Source organism: Streptomyces soli, assembly GCF_003999195.1.
Taxonomy (GTDB): domain Bacteria; phylum Actinomycetota; class Actinomycetes; order Streptomycetales; family Streptomycetaceae; genus Actinacidiphila; species Actinacidiphila soli.
In genome coordinates, this window is sequence record NZ_RJVR01000293.1 from 31,277 (window position 1) to 47,730 (window position 16,454).

The window sequence follows — 16,454 nt, forward strand, 5'->3', positions numbered from 1 at the left end:
ATGTCGGCACCCACGCTGGCCACGAACGAGGCGCAGCAGCGCCCCGGGCAGCTCGGCAGCAGCCGGGCGAAGAACTCCCGTGAGGGGTTCGCCCGGGCGCTGCGGCGCAACTTGTCGGCCCACGCCTTCCTGATCGGCGCCGTCCTGTGCTTCGCGTTCTTCTCCTGGTTTCCGATGGTCAGGGAGTTCATCCTGGCCTTCCAGAAGACCAAGGGCGGCCAAACCACCTGGGCCGGCTGGTCAAACCTGACGTACATCTTCAACGACCCGGCCTTCTGGCAGGCATGGCGCAACACCCTGCTCTTCACCGGGCTGGCGCTGGTGTTCGGCTTCGCCGTGCCGTTCCTCGTCGCCGTCACGCTGAACGAGTTCCGGCACGGCCAGGGCTACCTGCGCATGCTGGTCTATCTGCCGGTGATGTTGCCGCCGGTCGCCTCCGTCCTGCTCTTCAAGTACTTCTACGACCCCGGATACGGCCTGTTCAACCGCGTCCTGCAGATCCTGCACCTGCCCCAGCAGCAATGGCTGCAAGACACCCACACGGCGATGCTCTCCGTCGTGATCGCCGCCACCTGGATGAACATGGGCGGAGCGACCCTGATCTATCTCGCCGCACTGCAGGGCATCCCGGGCGAGCTCTATGAGGCGGCCGAGCTCGACGGGGCCGGACTGCTGCGGAAGATCTGGCATGTGACGATCCCGCAGACCCGGCTGATCCTCTCGCTGATGCTGCTGATGCAGATCATCGCGACGATGCAGGTCTTCACCGAGCCGTTCCTGCTCACCGGTGGCGAGGGCCCCGAAGGCTCCACGACCACCGTGGTCTACCTGATCTACCAGTACGCGTTCTACTTCAACAACTACGGCAGCGCGGCGGCGCTCGGCCTGGTCCTGCTCGTACTGCTCGCGGGTTTCTCCGCGGCGTACGTGCGACTGAGCCGCAGCAGCGAGGACTAGGCGGCGGACGATGACAACGAGAACGCTGATTTCGCCCGCACAACTGGGCCGGACCCGCGGCAAGGTCGTGTACTGGACCGTGTTCGCCGTGGTGATCGCGGTCTTCACGCTGGTCTTCCTCGGGCCGTTGTACTGGATGGCCACCGGCGGTCTCAAGTCCGCCCAGGAGTTCGTGCAGGCCCCGCCCACCAGCTTCCCCAAGTCGCTGCACCCGGGGAACTACTCGCAAGCCTGGCGGGTGATGGACCTCTCCCATCTGCTGCTCAACACCCTCTGGTACGCCTTCGGCGCGCTCGCCTTCCAGCTGGTGTTCGACGTCGCCGCCGCCTACTCGCTCTCCCGGCTCCGGCCGGTGTTCGGCAAGCTGATTCTCGGGATGATGCTCGCCACGCTGATGATCCCGGCGACCGTCCTGGTCGTACCGCAGTACATCACGGTGCTCGATGTGCCGCTCTTCCACCGCAATCTGCTCAACTCACCCTGGGTGATCTGGCTGCCGTCCGTCACCAACGCCTTCAACATCTTCCTGCTGAAGAGATTCTTCGACTCGATCCCGGGCGAGCTGCTGGACGCCGCGGCCATGGACGGGGCGTCGCGGCTGCGGACCCTGTGGTCCGTCGTGCTGCCGATCTCCCGGCCGATCCTGGGCGTGGTCTCCATCTTCGCGGTGGTCGGCGTCTGGAAGGACTTCCTCTGGCCGATGCTGACGCTGCCCGACCCGGGCAAGCAGACGCTCAACGTCGGCATCTACTCGCTGGCCAGCGGCGTGCCCGAGAACTGGCTGGTCGCCGCGCTCGGCATCGCCTCGCTCCCGACGCTGCTGATCTTCCTCCTCTTCCAGCGCAACATCATGGGCGGTTTGACCGCCGGCGGTCTCAAGGGCTGAGTCCGAAGGGCTGGGTCGCCAAGGGCTGGGTTTCCCAGGGCTGGTTTCCAAAGGGCTGAAAGGAATTCGTGTGCTCACGTCGGACTGGTGGCGCGGCGCCGCCATCTACCAGGTGTACGTACGCAGCTTCGCCGACGGCGACGGGGACGGCACCGGCGATCTCGCCGGGGTCCGCGCCAGGCTGCCGTACCTCGCCGAACTGGGCGTCGACGCCCTGTGGTTCAACCCCTGGTACCCCTCGCCGATGGCCGACGGGGGATACGACGTCGCCGACTACCGCGCCGTCGACCCGGCCTTCGGCACTCTCGCCGAGGCCGAGAAGCTGATCTCCGAGGCCCGCACCCTCGGCATCGGCACCATTGTCGACATCGTGCCGAACCATGTCTCCGACCAGCACCCCTGGTTCCGGGCGGCGCTGGCGGCCGGCCCCGGCAGCCCGGAGCGGGAGCTCTTCCACTTCCGTCCCGGGCGCGGCGAGAACGGCGAATTGCCGCCCAACGAATGGCCGTCCCAGTTCGCCGGGGCGACCTGGACCCGGGTCGAGGACGGTGAGTGGTACCTCCACCTCTTCACGCCCGAGCAGCCCGACCTCAACTGGAACCACCCGGCAGTCCGCCAGGAGCACGAGGACGTGCTGCGCTTCTGGTTCGAGCGAGGCGCCGCCGGGGTGCGGATCGACTCGGCCGCACTGCTGGCCAAGGACCCGGCGCTGCCCGACTTCGTGGAGGGCCGCGACCCCCATCCGTACATCGACCGCGACGAACTGCACGGCATCTACCGCTCCTGGCGCGCGGTCGCGGACTCCTACGGCGGCGTGCTCATCGGTGAGATCTGGCTCCCCGACACCGAGCGCTTCGCCCGCTATCTGCGCCCCGACGAGCTGCACACCGCCTTCAACTTCGCCTTCCTGGCCTGCCCTTGGGACGCGCCCCGGCTGCGCGCCGCCATCGACGGCACGCTGGCGGCCCACGCGCCCGTCGGCGCACCCGCCACCTGGGTGCTGGCCAACCACGACGTCACGCGGACGGTCACCCGCTACGGCCGGGCCGACACCGGCTTCGACTTCGCCACCAAGGCGCACGGCATCCCCACCGACCTGGCGCTCGGCACCCGCCGGGCCCGGGCCGCCGCCCTGCTGACCCTCGCCCTACCCGGCTCGGTCTACCTCTACCAGGGGGAGGAGTTGGGGCTCCCCGAGGTCGAGGACATCCCCGCCGACCGGCTCGAGGACCCGATGTACTTCCGCTCCGGCGGCACCGACCCGGGCCGTGACGGCTGCCGGGTGCCCCTGCCCTGGTCCGGGACGGCGCCTCCGTACGGCTTCGGCGGCGCCGACACGTGGCTGCCGCAGCCGGACGGCTGGGCCGGGCTGACCGCCGAGGCGCAGGCCGCCGACCAGGACTCCATGCTCGGTCTGTACCGCACGGCCCTGCGCGTCCGCCGTACGGAAGCGGGCCTGGGCGACGGCCCGCTGCGCTGGCTGGACGCCCCCGACGGGGTGCTGGCCTTCACGCGGGACGGCGGATTCGGCTGCGTACTGAACACCTCCCCAGGCCCGGTGGCGCTCCCACAGCACCGGCAGATCCTGCTGGCCAGTGGCCCCTTGGGCGAAGGGCTGCTGCCGCAGGACACGGCGGTCTGGGTGCGCCTGGACGAATAGGACAACGCTGTCGCCTGACTCTCCCCCCACCCTCTCCAGATATGTCATGCGCGCGACAGGATCGCCCTCGAGATCACCAAAAGGGGCACCCGTACGTCGAGCAGCGGGCGGAGAACGCCGCCACCAACGGCACGAAGATCGGCCCCGACCGCACCTTCACCCATCCCGCTTCCGAGCGCAAGGCCGTCACCCTGCGACGTGCAGGGCGAATACGTAGAGTTCACCCTGACCCAGCCCGCCAACTCGCTCGTCCTGCGCTATTCCCTGCCCGACTCCGCCGACGGTAAGGGCATCGACGCCCGCTCTCGCTCTACGTCAACGGCCAGAAGACCAAGGACCTGGCGCTGACCTCCCGCTACGGCTGGTCGCCCTGAACCGGCCCGGCTGGTCCTGAAGCTGCCCCCGGCCACCGCCTGGGCGGCCAGGACCCAGACCCTGTCCGTCCTCGGCAGCACCGACGGCTCCTCCTACAGCACGCTCGTCGCGTCCAAGGGCTACGCCTTCGACCCGGCGAGCGGCAACAAGGTGATCATCACCCTGCCCTCCACCACCGACGCCCGCTATCTGCGGCTGACCTTCACGGGCAACACCGGCTGGCCCGCCGCGCAACTCGGCGAGCTGGAGGCGTACACGTCCTGACAGCGCGTACGCCGAGGGGCGCGGCACACGCATCGTGCCGCGCCCCTCACACCTGTCCGTCAGGCACCGCCCGTCACACCGGTCCGGAGACCACCGAGACCGGCTTGATCAGCTCCACGCCCGAGCCGTCGCGGCGCGGGTCCTTCGGGGGCAGGTCGGCCGGGAGGCCGGCGGAGGTGGCGGCGCGGGCGGGGGTAGGGCCGGCCCAGGCGAGGGCGAGGCCGGTCTCGCCGCGCAGGAAGCGCTGGCAGCGCACGCCGCCCGTCGCGCGGCCCTTGCGGGGGTACTGATCGAAGGGGGTGAGCTTGGCGGTGCCCTGTTCGCCGCCGTCCAGGGTGCCCTCGGTGCGGGCGACGGTCACCACGACCGCGTCCGCCGAGGGGTCGACGGCGGTGAAGGAGATGACCTTGGCGCCGTCGGCGAGCTTGATGCCCGCCATGCCGCCGGCCGGGCGGCCCTGCGGGCGGACCTGCGAGGACGGGTAGCGCAGCAGCTGCGCGTCGTCCGTGATGAAGACCAGGTCCTCCTCGCCCGTACGCAGCTCCACCGCGCCGACGACGCGGTCGCCGTCCTTGAGGCCGATGACCTCCAGGTCGTCCTTGTTGGCCGGGTAGTCCGGGACGACCCGCTTGACGACGCCCTGCTCGGTGCCCAGCGCCAGCCCCGGCGAGGACTCGTCGAGCGTGGTGAGGCAGAGCACCTCCTCACCGGTCTCCAGCGACAGGAACTCCGAGACGGGCGCGCCGCCCGCCAGATTCGGCGCCCCCGCGGTGTCGGGCAGCTGCGGCAGGTCGATGACGGTGAGTCGCAGCAGGCGCCCGGCGCTGGTGACGGCGCCGATATCGGCCCGGGCGGTGGTCGGCACGGCGGAGACGATCACGTCGTGCTTGGAGCGTTTGCCGTCGCCGGCCTCGAAGGCCTGGCCGTTCGTGGTGCGGGCCAGCAGACCGGTCGAGGACAGCAGCACCCGGCACGGGTCGTCGGCGACCTCCAACGGGACCGCGGCGACCGGGGCGCCCGCCGACTCCAGCAGCACTGTGCGCCGCTCGGTGCCGTACTTCTTGGCGACGGCGGCCAGTTCGTTGGAGACCAGCTTGCGCAGCTCGGCGTCCGAGTCGAGGATCCGGGTCAGCTCCTCGATCTCCGTGTTGAGCCGGTCGCGCTCGGACTCGAGCTCGATCCGGTCGAAGCGGGTGAGGCGCCGCAGCGGGGTGTCGAGGATGTACTGGATCTGGATCTCGGACAGCGAGAAGCGCTCCATGAGCCGCTCCTTCGCGGCCGCCGCGTTGTCGCTGGAGCGGATGATCGAGATGACCTCGTCGATGTCGATCAGGGCCACCAGCAGGCCCTCCACCAGGTGCAGCCGGTCCTGGCGCTTGCGCCGCCGGAACTCACTGCGCCGCCGGACCACCTCGAAGCGGTGGTCGACGTAGACCTCCAGCATCTCCTTGAGGCCCAGGGTGAGCGGCTGCCCGTCGACCAGCGCCACGTTGTTGATGCCGAAGGAGTCCTCCATCGGCGTCAGCTTGTAGAGCTGCTCCAGCACCGCTTCCGGGTTGAAGCCGTTCTTGATCTCGATGACCAGCCGCAGACCGTGCTCGCGGTCGGTGAGGTCCTTCACGTCGGCGATGCCCTGCAGCCGCTTCGAGCCGACCAGGTCCTTGATCTTGGCGATGACCTTCTCCGGGCCGACCGTGAACGGCAGCTCGGTGACGACCAGGCCCTTGCGGCGCGGGGTCACATCCTCCACCGACACCGTCGCGCGGATCTTGAAGGTGCCGCGCCCGCTCTCGTACGCGTCCCGGATGCCGGTCAGCCCGATGATCCGGCCGCCCGTCGGGAGGTCGGGGCCCGGTACGAAGCGCATCAGGGCGTCGAGGTCGGCGGCCGGGTGCCGGATCAGGTGGCGGGCGGCGGCGATGACCTCGCCCAGGTTGTGCGGCGGCATATTGGTCGCCATGCCCACGGCGATCCCGGAGGCGCCGTTGACCAGCAGATTCGGATACGCGGCGGGCAGGACGCCCGGTTCCTGCTCCTGGCCGTCGTAGTTGGGCGCGAAGTCGACGGTGTCCTCGTCGATCGACTCGACCATGAGCTGCGCGGCGCCCGACATCCGCGACTCGGTGTACCGCATGGCGGCGGGCAGATCGTCGAGCGAGCCGAAGTTGCCATGGCCGTCGATCAGCGGGAGGCGCATGGAGAACGGCTGGGCCATGCGCACCATGGCGTCGTAGATCGAGGCGTCGCCATGGGGGTGCAGCTTGCCCATGACCTCACCGACGACGCGCGCACATTTGACGTAACCGCGCTCGGGGCGCAGCCCCATCTCGTTCATCTGGTAGACGATGCGGCGGTGGACGGGCTTGAGCCCGTCGCGGGCGTCGGGCAGCGCACGCGAGTAGATGACCGAGTACGCGTACTCAAGGAAGGAACCCTGCATCTCGTCGACAACGTCGATGTCGAGGATGCGCTCCTCGAAGTCGTCCGGCGGCGGGGTCTTCGTGGTGCGGCGGGCCATCTCGGCGCTGCTCCTTCGGCTGGACCTGGGCGGGTACTGCGTAACGTGATGCGGTCCATTGTGGACCGCCCTACTGACACTGCCGACCACCCCCCCGGGTTCAAGACGCCCCGATCGGGAACTTCGCGCACGGTCGGCACGCTGCCTAGAGTGGCAGGACTCAGCACAAAAGACAGAGCTTGCGACCGGAAGGACAGCTTGCCCATGGGTCACACGGCCACGCCGGAGGCACAATCCGGCGGCCTCACCGCGACCGCGCACCGCCTGGCCAACGGCCTGCGCGTGGTGCTCTCCGAGGACCATCTCACCCCGGTCACCGCAGTCTGCCTCTGGTACGACGTCGGTTCCCGCCACGAGGTCAAGGGCCGTACCGGACTCGCCCACCTCTTCGAGCACTTGATGTTCCAGGGCTCCGCGAGCGTCAAGGGCAACGGCCACTTCGAGCTCGTCCAGGGCGCGGGCGGCTCGCTCAACGGCACCACCAGCTTCGAGCGCACCAACTACTTCGAGACCATGCCGGCCCACCAGTTGGAACTGGCCCTGTGGCTCGAGGCCGACCGCATGGGCAGCCTGCTGGCCGCGCTGGACCAGGAGAGCCTGGACAACCAGCGCGACGTCGTCAAGAACGAGCGCCGCCAGCGGTACGACAACGTCCCGTACGGCACCGCCTTCGAGCGGCTGACCGCCCTCGCCTACCCGGACGGCCACCCGTACCACCACACTCCGATCGGCTCGATGGCCGACCTGGACGCGGCCTCGCTGGAGGACGCCCAGGCGTTCTTCCGTACGTACTACGCGCCCAACAACGCCGTCCTCACGGTGGTCGGTGACATCGACCCCGAGCAGACGCTGGCCTGGGTCGAGAAGTACTTCGGGTCCATCCCCGCCCACGACGGCAAGCCCGAGCCGCGCGACGGTTCACTCCCCGGAGCGATCGGCGGGGAACTGCGCGAGGTCATCGAGGAAGACGTACCGTCCCGGGCGCTGATGGCCGCGTACCGGCTGCCGCACGACGGCACCCGGGAGTCCGACGCCGCCGACCTGGCGCTGACCATCCTGGGCGGCGGGGAGTCCTCCCGGCTGCACAACCGGCTGGTGCGGCGCGACCGCTCCGCCGTCGCGGCCGGCTTCGGCCTGCTGCGGCTCGCGGGGGCGCCGTCGCTGGGCTGGCTGGACGTGAAGACCTCCAGCGGCGTCGAGGTGCCCGCCATCGAGGCGGCGGTCGACGAGGAGCTGGCCCGCTTCGCGAAGGAGGGCCCGACTCCGGAGGAGATGGAGCGCGCCCAGGCCCAGCTGGAGCGCGAATGGCTGGACCGGCTGGCCACGGTCGGCGGCCGCGCCGACGAGCTCGCCCGCTTCGCCGTGCTCTTCGGTGACCCGCAGCTGGCGCTCAGCGCCGTACAGCGGGTCCTGGAGATCACCCCGGAGGAGGTCAAGGAGGTCGCGGCCGCGACCCTGCGACCCGACAATCGGGCCGTGCTCGTGTACGAGCCGACGGGCGCCGCCAATGACGACGACCAGGACGAGAAAGGCGCGGACCAGTGACCGACGTCGCACCCACCATGACGTTCCACCCGCAGCCGCAGGCAGGGGAGCCCAAGCCGTGGGACTTCCCCGCCCCCGGCCGCTCCACCCTGCCCAACGGGCTGACCGTCCTGCGCAGTCACCGCCCCGGCCAGAAGGTCGTCGCCGTCGAGGTGCTGCTCTCGGCGCCGCTCGACGCCGAGCCCGACGACCTGGACGGCGTGGCCACGATCATGGCCCGCGCCTTCTCCGAGGGCACCGACAAGCACACCGCCGAGGAGTTCGCCGCCGAGCTGGAGCGCTGCGGCGCCACGCTCGACGCCGCCGCCGACCACCCGGGCGTACGGGTCTCGCTCGAGGTCCCCGCCTCCCGGCTCGACAAGGCCCTCGGGCTGCTGGCGGACGCCCTGCGGGCCCCCGCCTTCCCCGACAGTGAGGTCGAACGGCTGGTCAACAACCGGCTCGACGAGATCCCCCACGAGCTGGCGAACCCCGCCCGCCGTGCCGCCATGGCGCTGTCCAAGGAGCTGTTCGCGCCCGAGCTGCGCTGCTCCCGGCCCCGCCAGGGCACGGAGGAGACGGTCGCCCGGATCGACGCGGCGGCGGTCCGGACCTTCTACGACACCCACGTGCGGCCCTCCACGTCGACCGTCGTGGTCGTCGGTGACCTCACCGGCATCGACCTCGACGCGCTGCTCGCCGAGACACTTGGCGAGTGGACCGGCAAGCCGGCCGAGCGCCGTCCGCTGCCGTCGATCACCTCCGACGACCACGCGCGCGTTGTGATCGTCGACCGCCCCGGCGCCGTCCAGACCCAGGTCCTCATCGGCCGCACCGGCTCCGACCGCCACGACCCGGTCTGGCCGGCCCAAGTCCTCGGCACGTACTGCCTGGGCGGCACGCTGACGTCCCGGCTGGACCGCGTCCTGCGGGAGGAGAAGGGCTACACCTACGGCGTACGGGCCTTCGGCCAGGTCCTCCTCTCCACCCCCGAGGGCACCGGCGCCTCACTGCTCGGCATCAGCGGCTCCGTGGCCACCGACGTCACGGCCCCCGCGCTCGCCGACACCTGGCAGGTGCTCCGCACGCTGGCCGCGGACGGCCTCACGGACGCCGAGCGTGACGTCGCCGTCCAGAACCTCGTCGGCGTCGCCCCGCTCCGCTACGAGACCGCTTCCGCGGTCGCCGGCACCCTCGCCGACCAGGTCGAGCAGCACCTCCCCGACGACTACCAGGCCCAGCTCTACGCCCGCCTCGCCGCCACCGGCACCGTCGAAGCCACCGCCGCCGCCGTCAGCGCCTTCCCCCTCGACCGCCTCGTCGTCGTCCTCGTCGGCGACGCGGCTGCTATCGCCGAGCCCGTCAAGGCCCTCGGCATCGGCCCCATGGAGGTCGTTTCCTCTTAACGCCGGACTCCGTCCGTCGTTACCGGGGCCGCCGCCGCGCCCTTGTCCCCCCACGCCCGCCAGGGCGCTGGGGGTCCGGGGCGTGGCCCCGGGAGGGGCGTGGCCCGGGGTCCGGGGCGGAGCCCCTGGTTCGGGGCGGAGCCCCTGGTTCGGGGAGGGGAAGGGAGGGGTGGGGGAGACCAGGCCCGGCGGGGCCGGTGTGGCATACGGCACAAATGGTCCGATTTTTTTGGTTACCGGCGCAGGTCGCGGCTAGCGTCATCGCTCGTTGTCCGGCAGAAGCAGCCGCAGCACGCGGCACCGGAGCAACGATCGCCGAGTCCCCGCAGGGCGTGAGCCTGGGGATGACGCTCCTGCGATCCTCCCCCCACAACGAAGGCCTCGGCGGCCCCCCACCCGCCGGGGCCTTCGTGTGTCCGAAAATACTCGTCGAATTAGGGGCTGCCCTCGGAATCCCGGTCGTGTTGGAATAGAGTCGCCGAAGAAACGTCTAGACCTGCGTTACGCGGCGATTAATCCGGACGGGGAAATGAAGGGACCGGCGATGTGGGATCGGATGTGAACGGGACGGGCGGCGCGGGGCGTCGTATTTCCGCCCAAGCGGTGTGCACGGCGATCCGTGACGACATCATCAGCGGCTTCTATTCACCGGGTGGCCGGCTGACCGAGGAGCTGCTGGCCAAGCGGTACGGGGTGTCGCGGGTCCCGGTGCGCGAAGCGCTGCGGACGCTGGAGTCCGAGGGGTTCGTACGCACACGCAGACACGCCGGGGCGTCCGTCGCCGAGCCCACCGACCAGGAGGCGGCCGACCTGCTGGAGATCCGTGGCGTGCTGGAGCCGCTGGGTGCGGCGCGTGCCGCCCAGCGCCGCACGGAGGCGCACATCAAGGTGCTGCGCGGGCTGGTCCGGCTGGGGCAGGAGCGTTCCCTGCAGGGGCAGTTGTCGGATCTGCCGTCGCTGGACGGCTGGTTCCACGAGACGCTGGCCCAGGCATCCGGCAGTCCGACGCTGGTCGCGCTGCTCACACAGCTGCGGCACAAGATCGCCTGGGTGTACGCGGTCGACTCGCCGGGGCGTGCCGTGGAGTCCTGGGAGGAGCACGGGGCGATCGTGGACGCGGTGGCGCGCGGGGACGCCGAGCGGGCCCGCAAATTGGCCGCCGGGCATGTGGAGCGGTCGGCCGGGGCACACCGGCTGCGGCGTCCGGAACGGGTCGCGCGGGGCGCGTCGGCGCGCTGACAAGCGCGGTGAGGAATTGGAAACATGGCGTACACACGCCGAGCGGCCGCGTTTAACAGAAGTGCCGTATACAACTGGGGGAATTGTGTTCGCGCTATTCGCGTCCGTAATTCTGTTGCGCCGTGCGCTGAATCCTGCGCCGAATGACGAAGAGGCGGGGCCGCGTAAATCCACCGGATTTACGCGGCCCCGCCTCTGTTGCCGGGGAGACCGGGTCAGACGGTCTCCGGGAGCTCGTCGAGCCCCTTGGTGACGAGCTCGGCGAGCTGGTCGAGGGCCGCGTCGGCGCCCTCGGCGTCGGAGGCCAGCACGATCTCCTCGCCGCCGTGCGCACCGAGGCCGAGGACGGCCAGCATGGACGCGGCGTTGGCGGGGTTGCCGCCGGGCTTGGCGATCGTCACGGGGACGCCGAGGCCCGTCACCGCGCGGACGAAGATCGAAGCGGGACGTGCGTGCAGGCCCTCCGGCCAGCCGACGGTGACGTGGCGCTCAGCCATGGTGTTGCCCTCCGGGTCGTTCCAAGTTGTCTAGACCAGTCTCCCACGAGTGGGAGACTGGTCTTCTCATATCGTCGCACTGTTCCGGTACGTCCCCTTACGCTGGCCCCATGACCACTCCGCCGTCGGCGCGGCCCTACCCGGTGCACTGGGAGGCGGACGTCGTGCTCCGCGACGGCGGCATCGCCCACGTCCGCCCGATCACCTCGGACGACGCTGAGCGGCTGGTCAGCTTCTACGAGCAGGTCTCGGACGAGTCCAAGTACTACCGCTTCTTCGCGCCGTACCCCCGCCTGTCCGACCGGGACGTGCACCGCTTCACCCACCACGACTACGACGACCGGGTCGGCCTGGCGGCCACCGTCGGCGGCGAGTTCATCGCGACCGTCCGCTACGACCGTACGGAGGAGGGCCAGGCCGAAGTCGCCTTCCTGGTCCAGGACGCGCACCAGGGCCGGGGGGTCGCCTCGGCGCTGATGGAGCACATCGCGGCGGTCGCCAGGGAACGCGGGATCCGCCGCTTCATCGCCGAGGTGCTGCCCGCCAACCGCAAGATGATCAAGGTCTTCACGGACGCCGGCTACACCCAGCAGCGCAGCTTCACCGACGGCGTCGTACGCCTCGAACTCGACCTGGAACCCACGGACGCCTCCCTCGCCGTCATGCGGGCTCGCGAGCAGCGCGCCGAGGCCCGCTCCGTGCAGCGGCTGCTCGCCCCGCAGTCGGTCGTCGTGATCGGCGCGGGCCGCCGCCCCGGCGGGGTCGGCCGCACGCTGCTGCGCAACATCGCCGCCGCCGGCTTCACGGGTCGGCTGCACGCCGTCAACCACTCCTTCCCGGACGACCAGGGCACCGTCGACGCCGTCCCCGCCTACGGCTCGATCTCCGAGATCCCCGAGCCCGTCGACCTCGCGGTCATCGCCGTGCCCGCCGAGCGGGTCCCCGAGGCCGTCGCCGACTGCGGCGAACACGGCGTGCAGGGCCTGCTCGTGGTCACCTCCGGCTACGCCGAGTCCGGCCCGGAAGGCCGCGAACGGCAGCGCGCGCTCGTACGGCAGGCCCGCTCGTACGGCATGCGGGTCATCGGCCCCAACGCGCTCGGCATCCTCAACACCTCGCCCGCCGTACGGCTCAACGCGTCGCTCTCGCCCGAACTGCCCGCCACCGGGAGGCTCGGCCTGTTCACCCAGTCCGGCGCGATCGGCATCGCCGTTTTGAGCGGCCTGCACCGGCGCGGCGCCGGGCTGTCGTCCTTCGTCTCGGCGGGCAACCGCGCGGACGTCTCCGGCAACGACATCCTCCAGTACTGGCACGACGACCCGTCCACCGATGTCGTGCTGATGTACCTCGAAACCATCGGCAACCCGCGCAAGTTCAACCGCCTCGCCCGGCGGACCGCCGTCGCCAAGCCGGTCGTCGTCGTCAAGGGCGCCCGTCACTCCGGGGCCGTCCCGCCCGGCCAGCTGGTCGCGCCCGGGCGGATCCCCGACAGCACGGTCTCCGCGCTCTTCCGGCAGGCCGGCGTGATCCGCGTGGACACCGTCACCGAGCTGGCCGACGTCGGGCTGCTGCTGTCCTCCCAGCCGCTCCCGGTGGGCGAGGCCGGTGAGGCCGGCGACCGCATCGCGATCCTGGGCAACTCCGAATCCCTCGGCCTGCTGACGTACGACGCCTGCCTCACCGCGGGCCTGGCCCCCGCCGCCCCGCTCGACCTCACCACCCTCGCCGGCCCAGGCGACTTCCGCGCCGCCCTGGCCGACGCCCTCGCCGACCCGGCCTCCGACGCCGTCGTCGTCACCGCCATCCCCCGGGTCGGCTCCGAGGACGTCTCCGACCCCGAATCGGGCGACGACCCGGCGCTGGCCGCCGCGCTCCGCCAGGCGGCGGCCGAGGCGTCCGCCGCGAAACCGTTCGTCGTCGTCCACCTCGCCCTGGAGGCCATGGCCGCACGCCTCGCGGCCGCGGACGGCACCGGCGCCCGTATCCCCGCCTACCCCGCCGCCGAACGGGCCGCCCGGGCCCTCGCGGAGGCGGCGGCGTACGCCAAGTGGCGCCGGGAGTCCGGGCAGCCGGGCCGCGTACCGGAGTTCGAGGACGCCCAGGAGGGCGCCGCCCAGCAGGACGTGGCCCGGCTGATCAGCGGGGCGGGGGAGGAGCAGCTCACCCTGGACGACACCGCGGCCGCCGCCCTCCTCGGCCGGTACGGCATCGCCGTACGCGCCGCCCTCCCCGCCCCCGACATCGCCGCCGCCACCCACGCCGCCCGCCGCCTCGGCTATCCCGTGGCCCTCAAGACCACCGCCCCCCACCTGCGGCACCGGGCCGACCTCGGCGGCGTACGTCTCGACCTGGCTGACGAGAACGATCTGCGCCGCGCCTACGACGAGCTCACCGCCCGCCTTGGCAAGCCCGAGGAGCTGCGGCTCGTCGTCCAGCCGATGGCTCCGCGCGGCGTGGACACGGTCGTCCGCGCCACGGTGGACCCCGCCGCCGGCGCGGTGCTCTCCTTCGGCCTCGCCGGGGCCCCCTCCGAGCTCCTCGGCGACATGGCCCACCGCCTCGTCCCCGCCACCGACCGCGACGCCGCCGAGCTGGTCCGCTCCATCAAAGCTGCCCCCCTCCTTTTCGGCTGGCGCGGCTCCGACCCCGTCGACACCGACGCCCTTGAGGAGCTTCTGCTCCGCGTCTCCCTGCTCGCCGACGACCTCCCCGAGGTCGTCTCCGTGGACCTCGAGCCCGTCGTCGTCGCCACCCGGGGCCTCGCGGTCCTGGGCGCGACGGTGCGCTTGGCGAGGCCGCCCGCCCGCACGGACCTAGGGCCGCGGGCCCTGTCCTCCTTCTGATCAAACCAACCGGGTTGGGGGTAGTAGGCCGCCCGTGGGGGCACCTCCCAGCGTCTAGCTGGGGGAGATTGGCCCAACCCGCCCGCACCCGGCGACGGCCCCGACGGTGGGTGTCCGAGGGTGCGTCGACGGCCTCGCGTCCGTGGCCGGGTTGTGCGAGCCTCCCCCAAAGCTTCCTTTGGGTGGGGGTCCTCCCCCTGGCTTCGCCGGGGGTACCCCCACCGGCCGAAGGCTGGTGGGGGCACCCCCCGACCGAAGGTTGGGGGAGAGTGCCCCCACCCCTGGACTCCGTCTGGGAGGTGCCCCCGCCTCGCTTCGCTCGCCTTGTGTAACGTTCTCCCACAACCCGGTGGAAAGAAAGGCACCCGGCGCGGAGCCCTCGGGCACGGGGGGCAGGGGGCGGAGCCCCCGGCGGGCGGGAGGCCGACGCACGGCGCGCGGCTGGGGGCGCGGGCCGCACTAGGATGGTGCGCATGGCGAAGACCGGTACGACGACCCAGGGGCTGCGCGCGGCGATCGAGCGCAGCGGCTACTACCCGACCCTCGTGGCCGAGGCCGTGGAGGCGGCGGTCGGCGGGGAGCCGGTTGCGTCGTACCTGGTGCATCAGGAGACGACGTTCGACGCCAACGAAGTACGCCGGCATGTCACGGTCCTGGTGCTCACCTCCACCCGCTTCATCGTCAGCCACACCGACGAGCAGGCCGCCGACGACACGTCCCCGTCGCCTTACGCCACCACCTCCACCGAGTCCGTGAAGCTCGCCAGGATCTCCTCGGTGGTGCTGAGCCGCGTCGTCGCCAACCCGGAGTCGTACACCCCCGGCACGCTGCCGCGCGAGGTCGTGCTGACGATCGGCTGGGGCGCCGTCAGCCGCCTCGACCTGGAGCCCGCGGCCTGTGGTGACCCCAACTGCGAGGCGGACCACGGCTACACCGGCTCCTCCACCGCCGACGACCTCAGCCTCCGCGTGAGCGAGGCGGGCGACGGCCCGGAGACCGTCCGCCAGACGCTGGCCTTCGCGCAGGCGCTGTCCGAGGCCACCGCGGCGACCCCTGCCTCCGCCGGCTGATGATCCAGCCCGCACCGGCCTACGAACCGCTGGATCCCCGCGCCGCCCCCGCCCCGCGCTACGGCACGGCCTCCCTGAGCGACGTGCTGCCCGCCGTCAGCGCCGGCCTCGGCGTGACCACCGGCCCGCCGACCGGCCTCGACCTGCCTCCCGCCGACCGGGTGTGCGTCTTGCTGGTCGACGGCATGGGCTGGGAGCTGCTGCGTGCGCACCCAGACGAGGCGCCGTTCCTCAACTCCCTCCTCGGCACATCGCTGAACCGCACCGGGCAGCCCCTCACCGCCGGCTTCCCGTCCACCACCGCGACCTCGCTCGCCTCCGTCGGCACCGGCCTGCCGCCCGGCGCGCACGGCCTCGCCGGGTACACCGTGCTGGACCCGGACAGCGGCGCACTGATGAACCAGCTGCGCTGGCAGCCCTGGACCGACCCGCACAAGTGGCAGCCGTACCCGACCGTCTTCCAGCTCGCGGAAGCCGCCGGGATCGAGACCTGCCAGGTCACCTCGCCGACCTTCCAGCACACCCCGCTCACCAAGATCGCCCTCAGCGGCGGCAGCTTCCACGGCCGCCTCACCGGCGACGAGCGGATGGACTTCGCCGCCGACCGGCTCGCCGCCGCCGACCGCGCGCTGGTCTACACGTACTACAGCGAACTCGACTCCATGGGCCACCGCCACGGCGTCGACTCCGACGCCTGGCGCGGCCAGCTGATGATGGCCGACCGGCTCGCGCAGCGCCTCGCCGAGCAGCTGCCGCCGCGCTCCGCGCTGTACATTACCGCCGATCACGGCATGATCGACATCCCCTTCGACCCCGAGTCGCGGATCGACTTCGACGAGGACTGGGAGCTGAGCGCCGGCGTCGCCATCCTTGGCGGCGAGGCCCGCGCCCGCCACGTCTACGCGGTGCCGGGTGCCGCCACCGACGTGCACACCGTCTGGAGCGAGGTCCTGGGCGAGCAGATGTGGGTCGCCACCCGGGACGAGGCGATCGAGGCCGGTTGGTTCGGCCCGGTCGTCGACGAGCGGGTACGGGGCCGGATCGGCGATGTCGTCGCCGTGGCCCGCGACGACATCGCGATCGTCGCCACCCGCACGGAGCCGGGGGAGTCCTCCATGGTGGGCCTGCACGGCTCGATGGCCCCCGGGGAGCAGCTCGTCCCGCTGCTCGAAGTACGCTCCTGAACCTCATCGCCGCCCGCCCGAAAGGCCGTTG

General features: G+C 71.5%; 12 protein-coding genes and 1 pseudogene. 11 read left to right on the forward strand and 2 right to left on the reverse strand.

All coding sequences use genetic code 11. The annotated features are described in order from the left end of the window. The 5 genes and pseudogenes from EFK10_RS32555 to EFK10_RS32570 form a co-directional block, all read left to right on the forward strand. Positions 1–957 (forward strand): carbohydrate ABC transporter permease, encoded by a 957-nt coding sequence (locus EFK10_RS32555; RefSeq protein WP_127359252.1) that lies wholly within the window; start codon positions 1–3, stop codon positions 955–957. 10 nt (positions 958–967) lie between these two features. Beyond that, complete coding sequence (locus EFK10_RS32560) at positions 968–1,843, forward strand: carbohydrate ABC transporter permease (protein WP_127359253.1); 876 nt, start codon at positions 968–970, stop codon at positions 1,841–1,843. A gap of 70 nt (positions 1,844–1,913) precedes the next feature. After that, entirely contained in the window at positions 1,914–3,503 is a 1,590-nt protein-coding gene (locus EFK10_RS32565) for a glycoside hydrolase family 13 protein (RefSeq protein ID WP_206305673.1), read from the forward strand. A 198-nt stretch (positions 3,504–3,701) separates the two neighbouring features. Then, positions 3,702–3,851, forward strand: a complete 150-nt coding sequence (locus EFK10_RS53535; RefSeq protein WP_407647196.1) for a carbohydrate-binding protein — start codon at positions 3,702–3,704, stop codon at positions 3,849–3,851. A gap of 33 nt (positions 3,852–3,884) precedes the next feature. After that, positions 3,885–4,142: pseudogene (locus tag EFK10_RS32570) on the forward strand (discoidin domain-containing protein); the annotation flags it as partial. 73 nt (positions 4,143–4,215) lie between these two features. Here the strand turns inward: EFK10_RS32570 and EFK10_RS32575 are convergent. Continuing rightward, complete coding sequence (locus EFK10_RS32575; RefSeq protein WP_127359256.1) at positions 4,216–6,660, reverse strand: DNA gyrase/topoisomerase IV subunit A; 2,445 nt, start codon at positions 6,658–6,660, stop codon at positions 4,216–4,218. 204 nt (positions 6,661–6,864) lie between these two features. Between EFK10_RS32575 and EFK10_RS32580 the strand changes: the two genes are divergently transcribed. The 3 genes from EFK10_RS32580 (at position 6,865) to EFK10_RS32590 (ending at position 10,829) form a co-directional block, all read left to right on the forward strand. Continuing rightward, positions 6,865–8,205 carry a M16 family metallopeptidase gene (locus EFK10_RS32580; RefSeq protein WP_127359257.1) on the forward strand — a complete coding sequence of 447 codons (1,341 nt, stop codon included), beginning with the start codon at positions 6,865–6,867 and terminating at the stop codon, positions 8,203–8,205. Continuing rightward, positions 8,202–9,590 (forward strand): M16 family metallopeptidase, encoded by a 1,389-nt coding sequence (locus tag EFK10_RS32585; RefSeq protein ID WP_127359258.1) that lies wholly within the window; start codon positions 8,202–8,204, stop codon positions 9,588–9,590. Before EFK10_RS32580 ends, EFK10_RS32585 begins: the two co-directional genes overlap by 4 nt. A 546-nt stretch (positions 9,591–10,136) precedes the next feature. Further along, a complete protein-coding gene (locus EFK10_RS32590; RefSeq protein WP_127359259.1) occupies positions 10,137–10,829 on the forward strand; it encodes a GntR family transcriptional regulator in 693 nt (230 codons plus the stop codon). A gap of 215 nt (positions 10,830–11,044) precedes the next feature. On the opposite strand, the gene EFK10_RS32595 is transcribed toward EFK10_RS32590, so the two are convergent. Then, complete coding sequence (locus EFK10_RS32595; protein WP_127359260.1) at positions 11,045–11,326, reverse strand: HPr family phosphocarrier protein; 282 nt, start codon at positions 11,324–11,326, stop codon at positions 11,045–11,047. A gap of 110 nt (positions 11,327–11,436) precedes the next feature. Between EFK10_RS32595 and EFK10_RS32600 the strand changes: the two genes are divergently transcribed. The 3 genes from EFK10_RS32600 (at position 11,437) to EFK10_RS32610 (ending at position 16,423) form a co-directional block, all read left to right on the forward strand. Next, complete coding sequence (locus EFK10_RS32600; RefSeq protein WP_127359261.1) at positions 11,437–14,169, forward strand: bifunctional acetate--CoA ligase family protein/GNAT family N-acetyltransferase; 2,733 nt, start codon at positions 11,437–11,439, stop codon at positions 14,167–14,169. Positions 14,170–14,642: 473 nt separating this feature from the next. Continuing rightward, a complete protein-coding gene (locus EFK10_RS32605) occupies positions 14,643–15,239 on the forward strand; it encodes a DUF5998 family protein (protein WP_127359262.1) in 597 nt (198 codons plus the stop codon). Continuing rightward, positions 15,239–16,423 (forward strand): alkaline phosphatase family protein, encoded by a 1,185-nt coding sequence (locus EFK10_RS32610; RefSeq protein ID WP_127359263.1) that lies wholly within the window; start codon positions 15,239–15,241, stop codon positions 16,421–16,423. Before EFK10_RS32605 ends, EFK10_RS32610 begins: the two co-directional genes overlap by 1 nt. The last annotated feature ends 31 nt before the right edge of the window (positions 16,424–16,454 follow it).

Excerpts from the sequence above, each read along its gene's own strand:
- EFK10_RS32555 (WP_127359252.1), top strand. The coding sequence starts at position 1 with ATGTCGGCACCCACGCTGGCCACGAACGAGGCGCAGCAGCGCCCCGGG.
- EFK10_RS32560 (WP_127359253.1), top strand. The coding sequence starts at position 968 with ATGACAACGAGAACGCTGATTTCGCCCGCACAACTGGGCCGGACCCGC.
- EFK10_RS32575 (WP_127359256.1), bottom strand. The coding sequence starts at position 6,660 with ATGGCCCGCCGCACCACGAAGACCCCGCCGCCGGACGACTTCGAGGAG.
- EFK10_RS32580 (WP_127359257.1), top strand. The coding sequence starts at position 6,865 with ATGGGTCACACGGCCACGCCGGAGGCACAATCCGGCGGCCTCACCGCG.
- EFK10_RS32595 (WP_127359260.1), bottom strand. The coding sequence starts at position 11,326 with ATGGCTGAGCGCCACGTCACCGTCGGCTGGCCGGAGGGCCTGCACGCA.
- EFK10_RS32600 (WP_127359261.1), top strand. The coding sequence starts at position 11,437 with ATGACCACTCCGCCGTCGGCGCGGCCCTACCCGGTGCACTGGGAGGCG.
- EFK10_RS32605 (WP_127359262.1), top strand. The coding sequence starts at position 14,643 with ATGGCGAAGACCGGTACGACGACCCAGGGGCTGCGCGCGGCGATCGAG.
- EFK10_RS32610 (WP_127359263.1), top strand. The coding sequence starts at position 15,239 with ATGATCCAGCCCGCACCGGCCTACGAACCGCTGGATCCCCGCGCCGCC.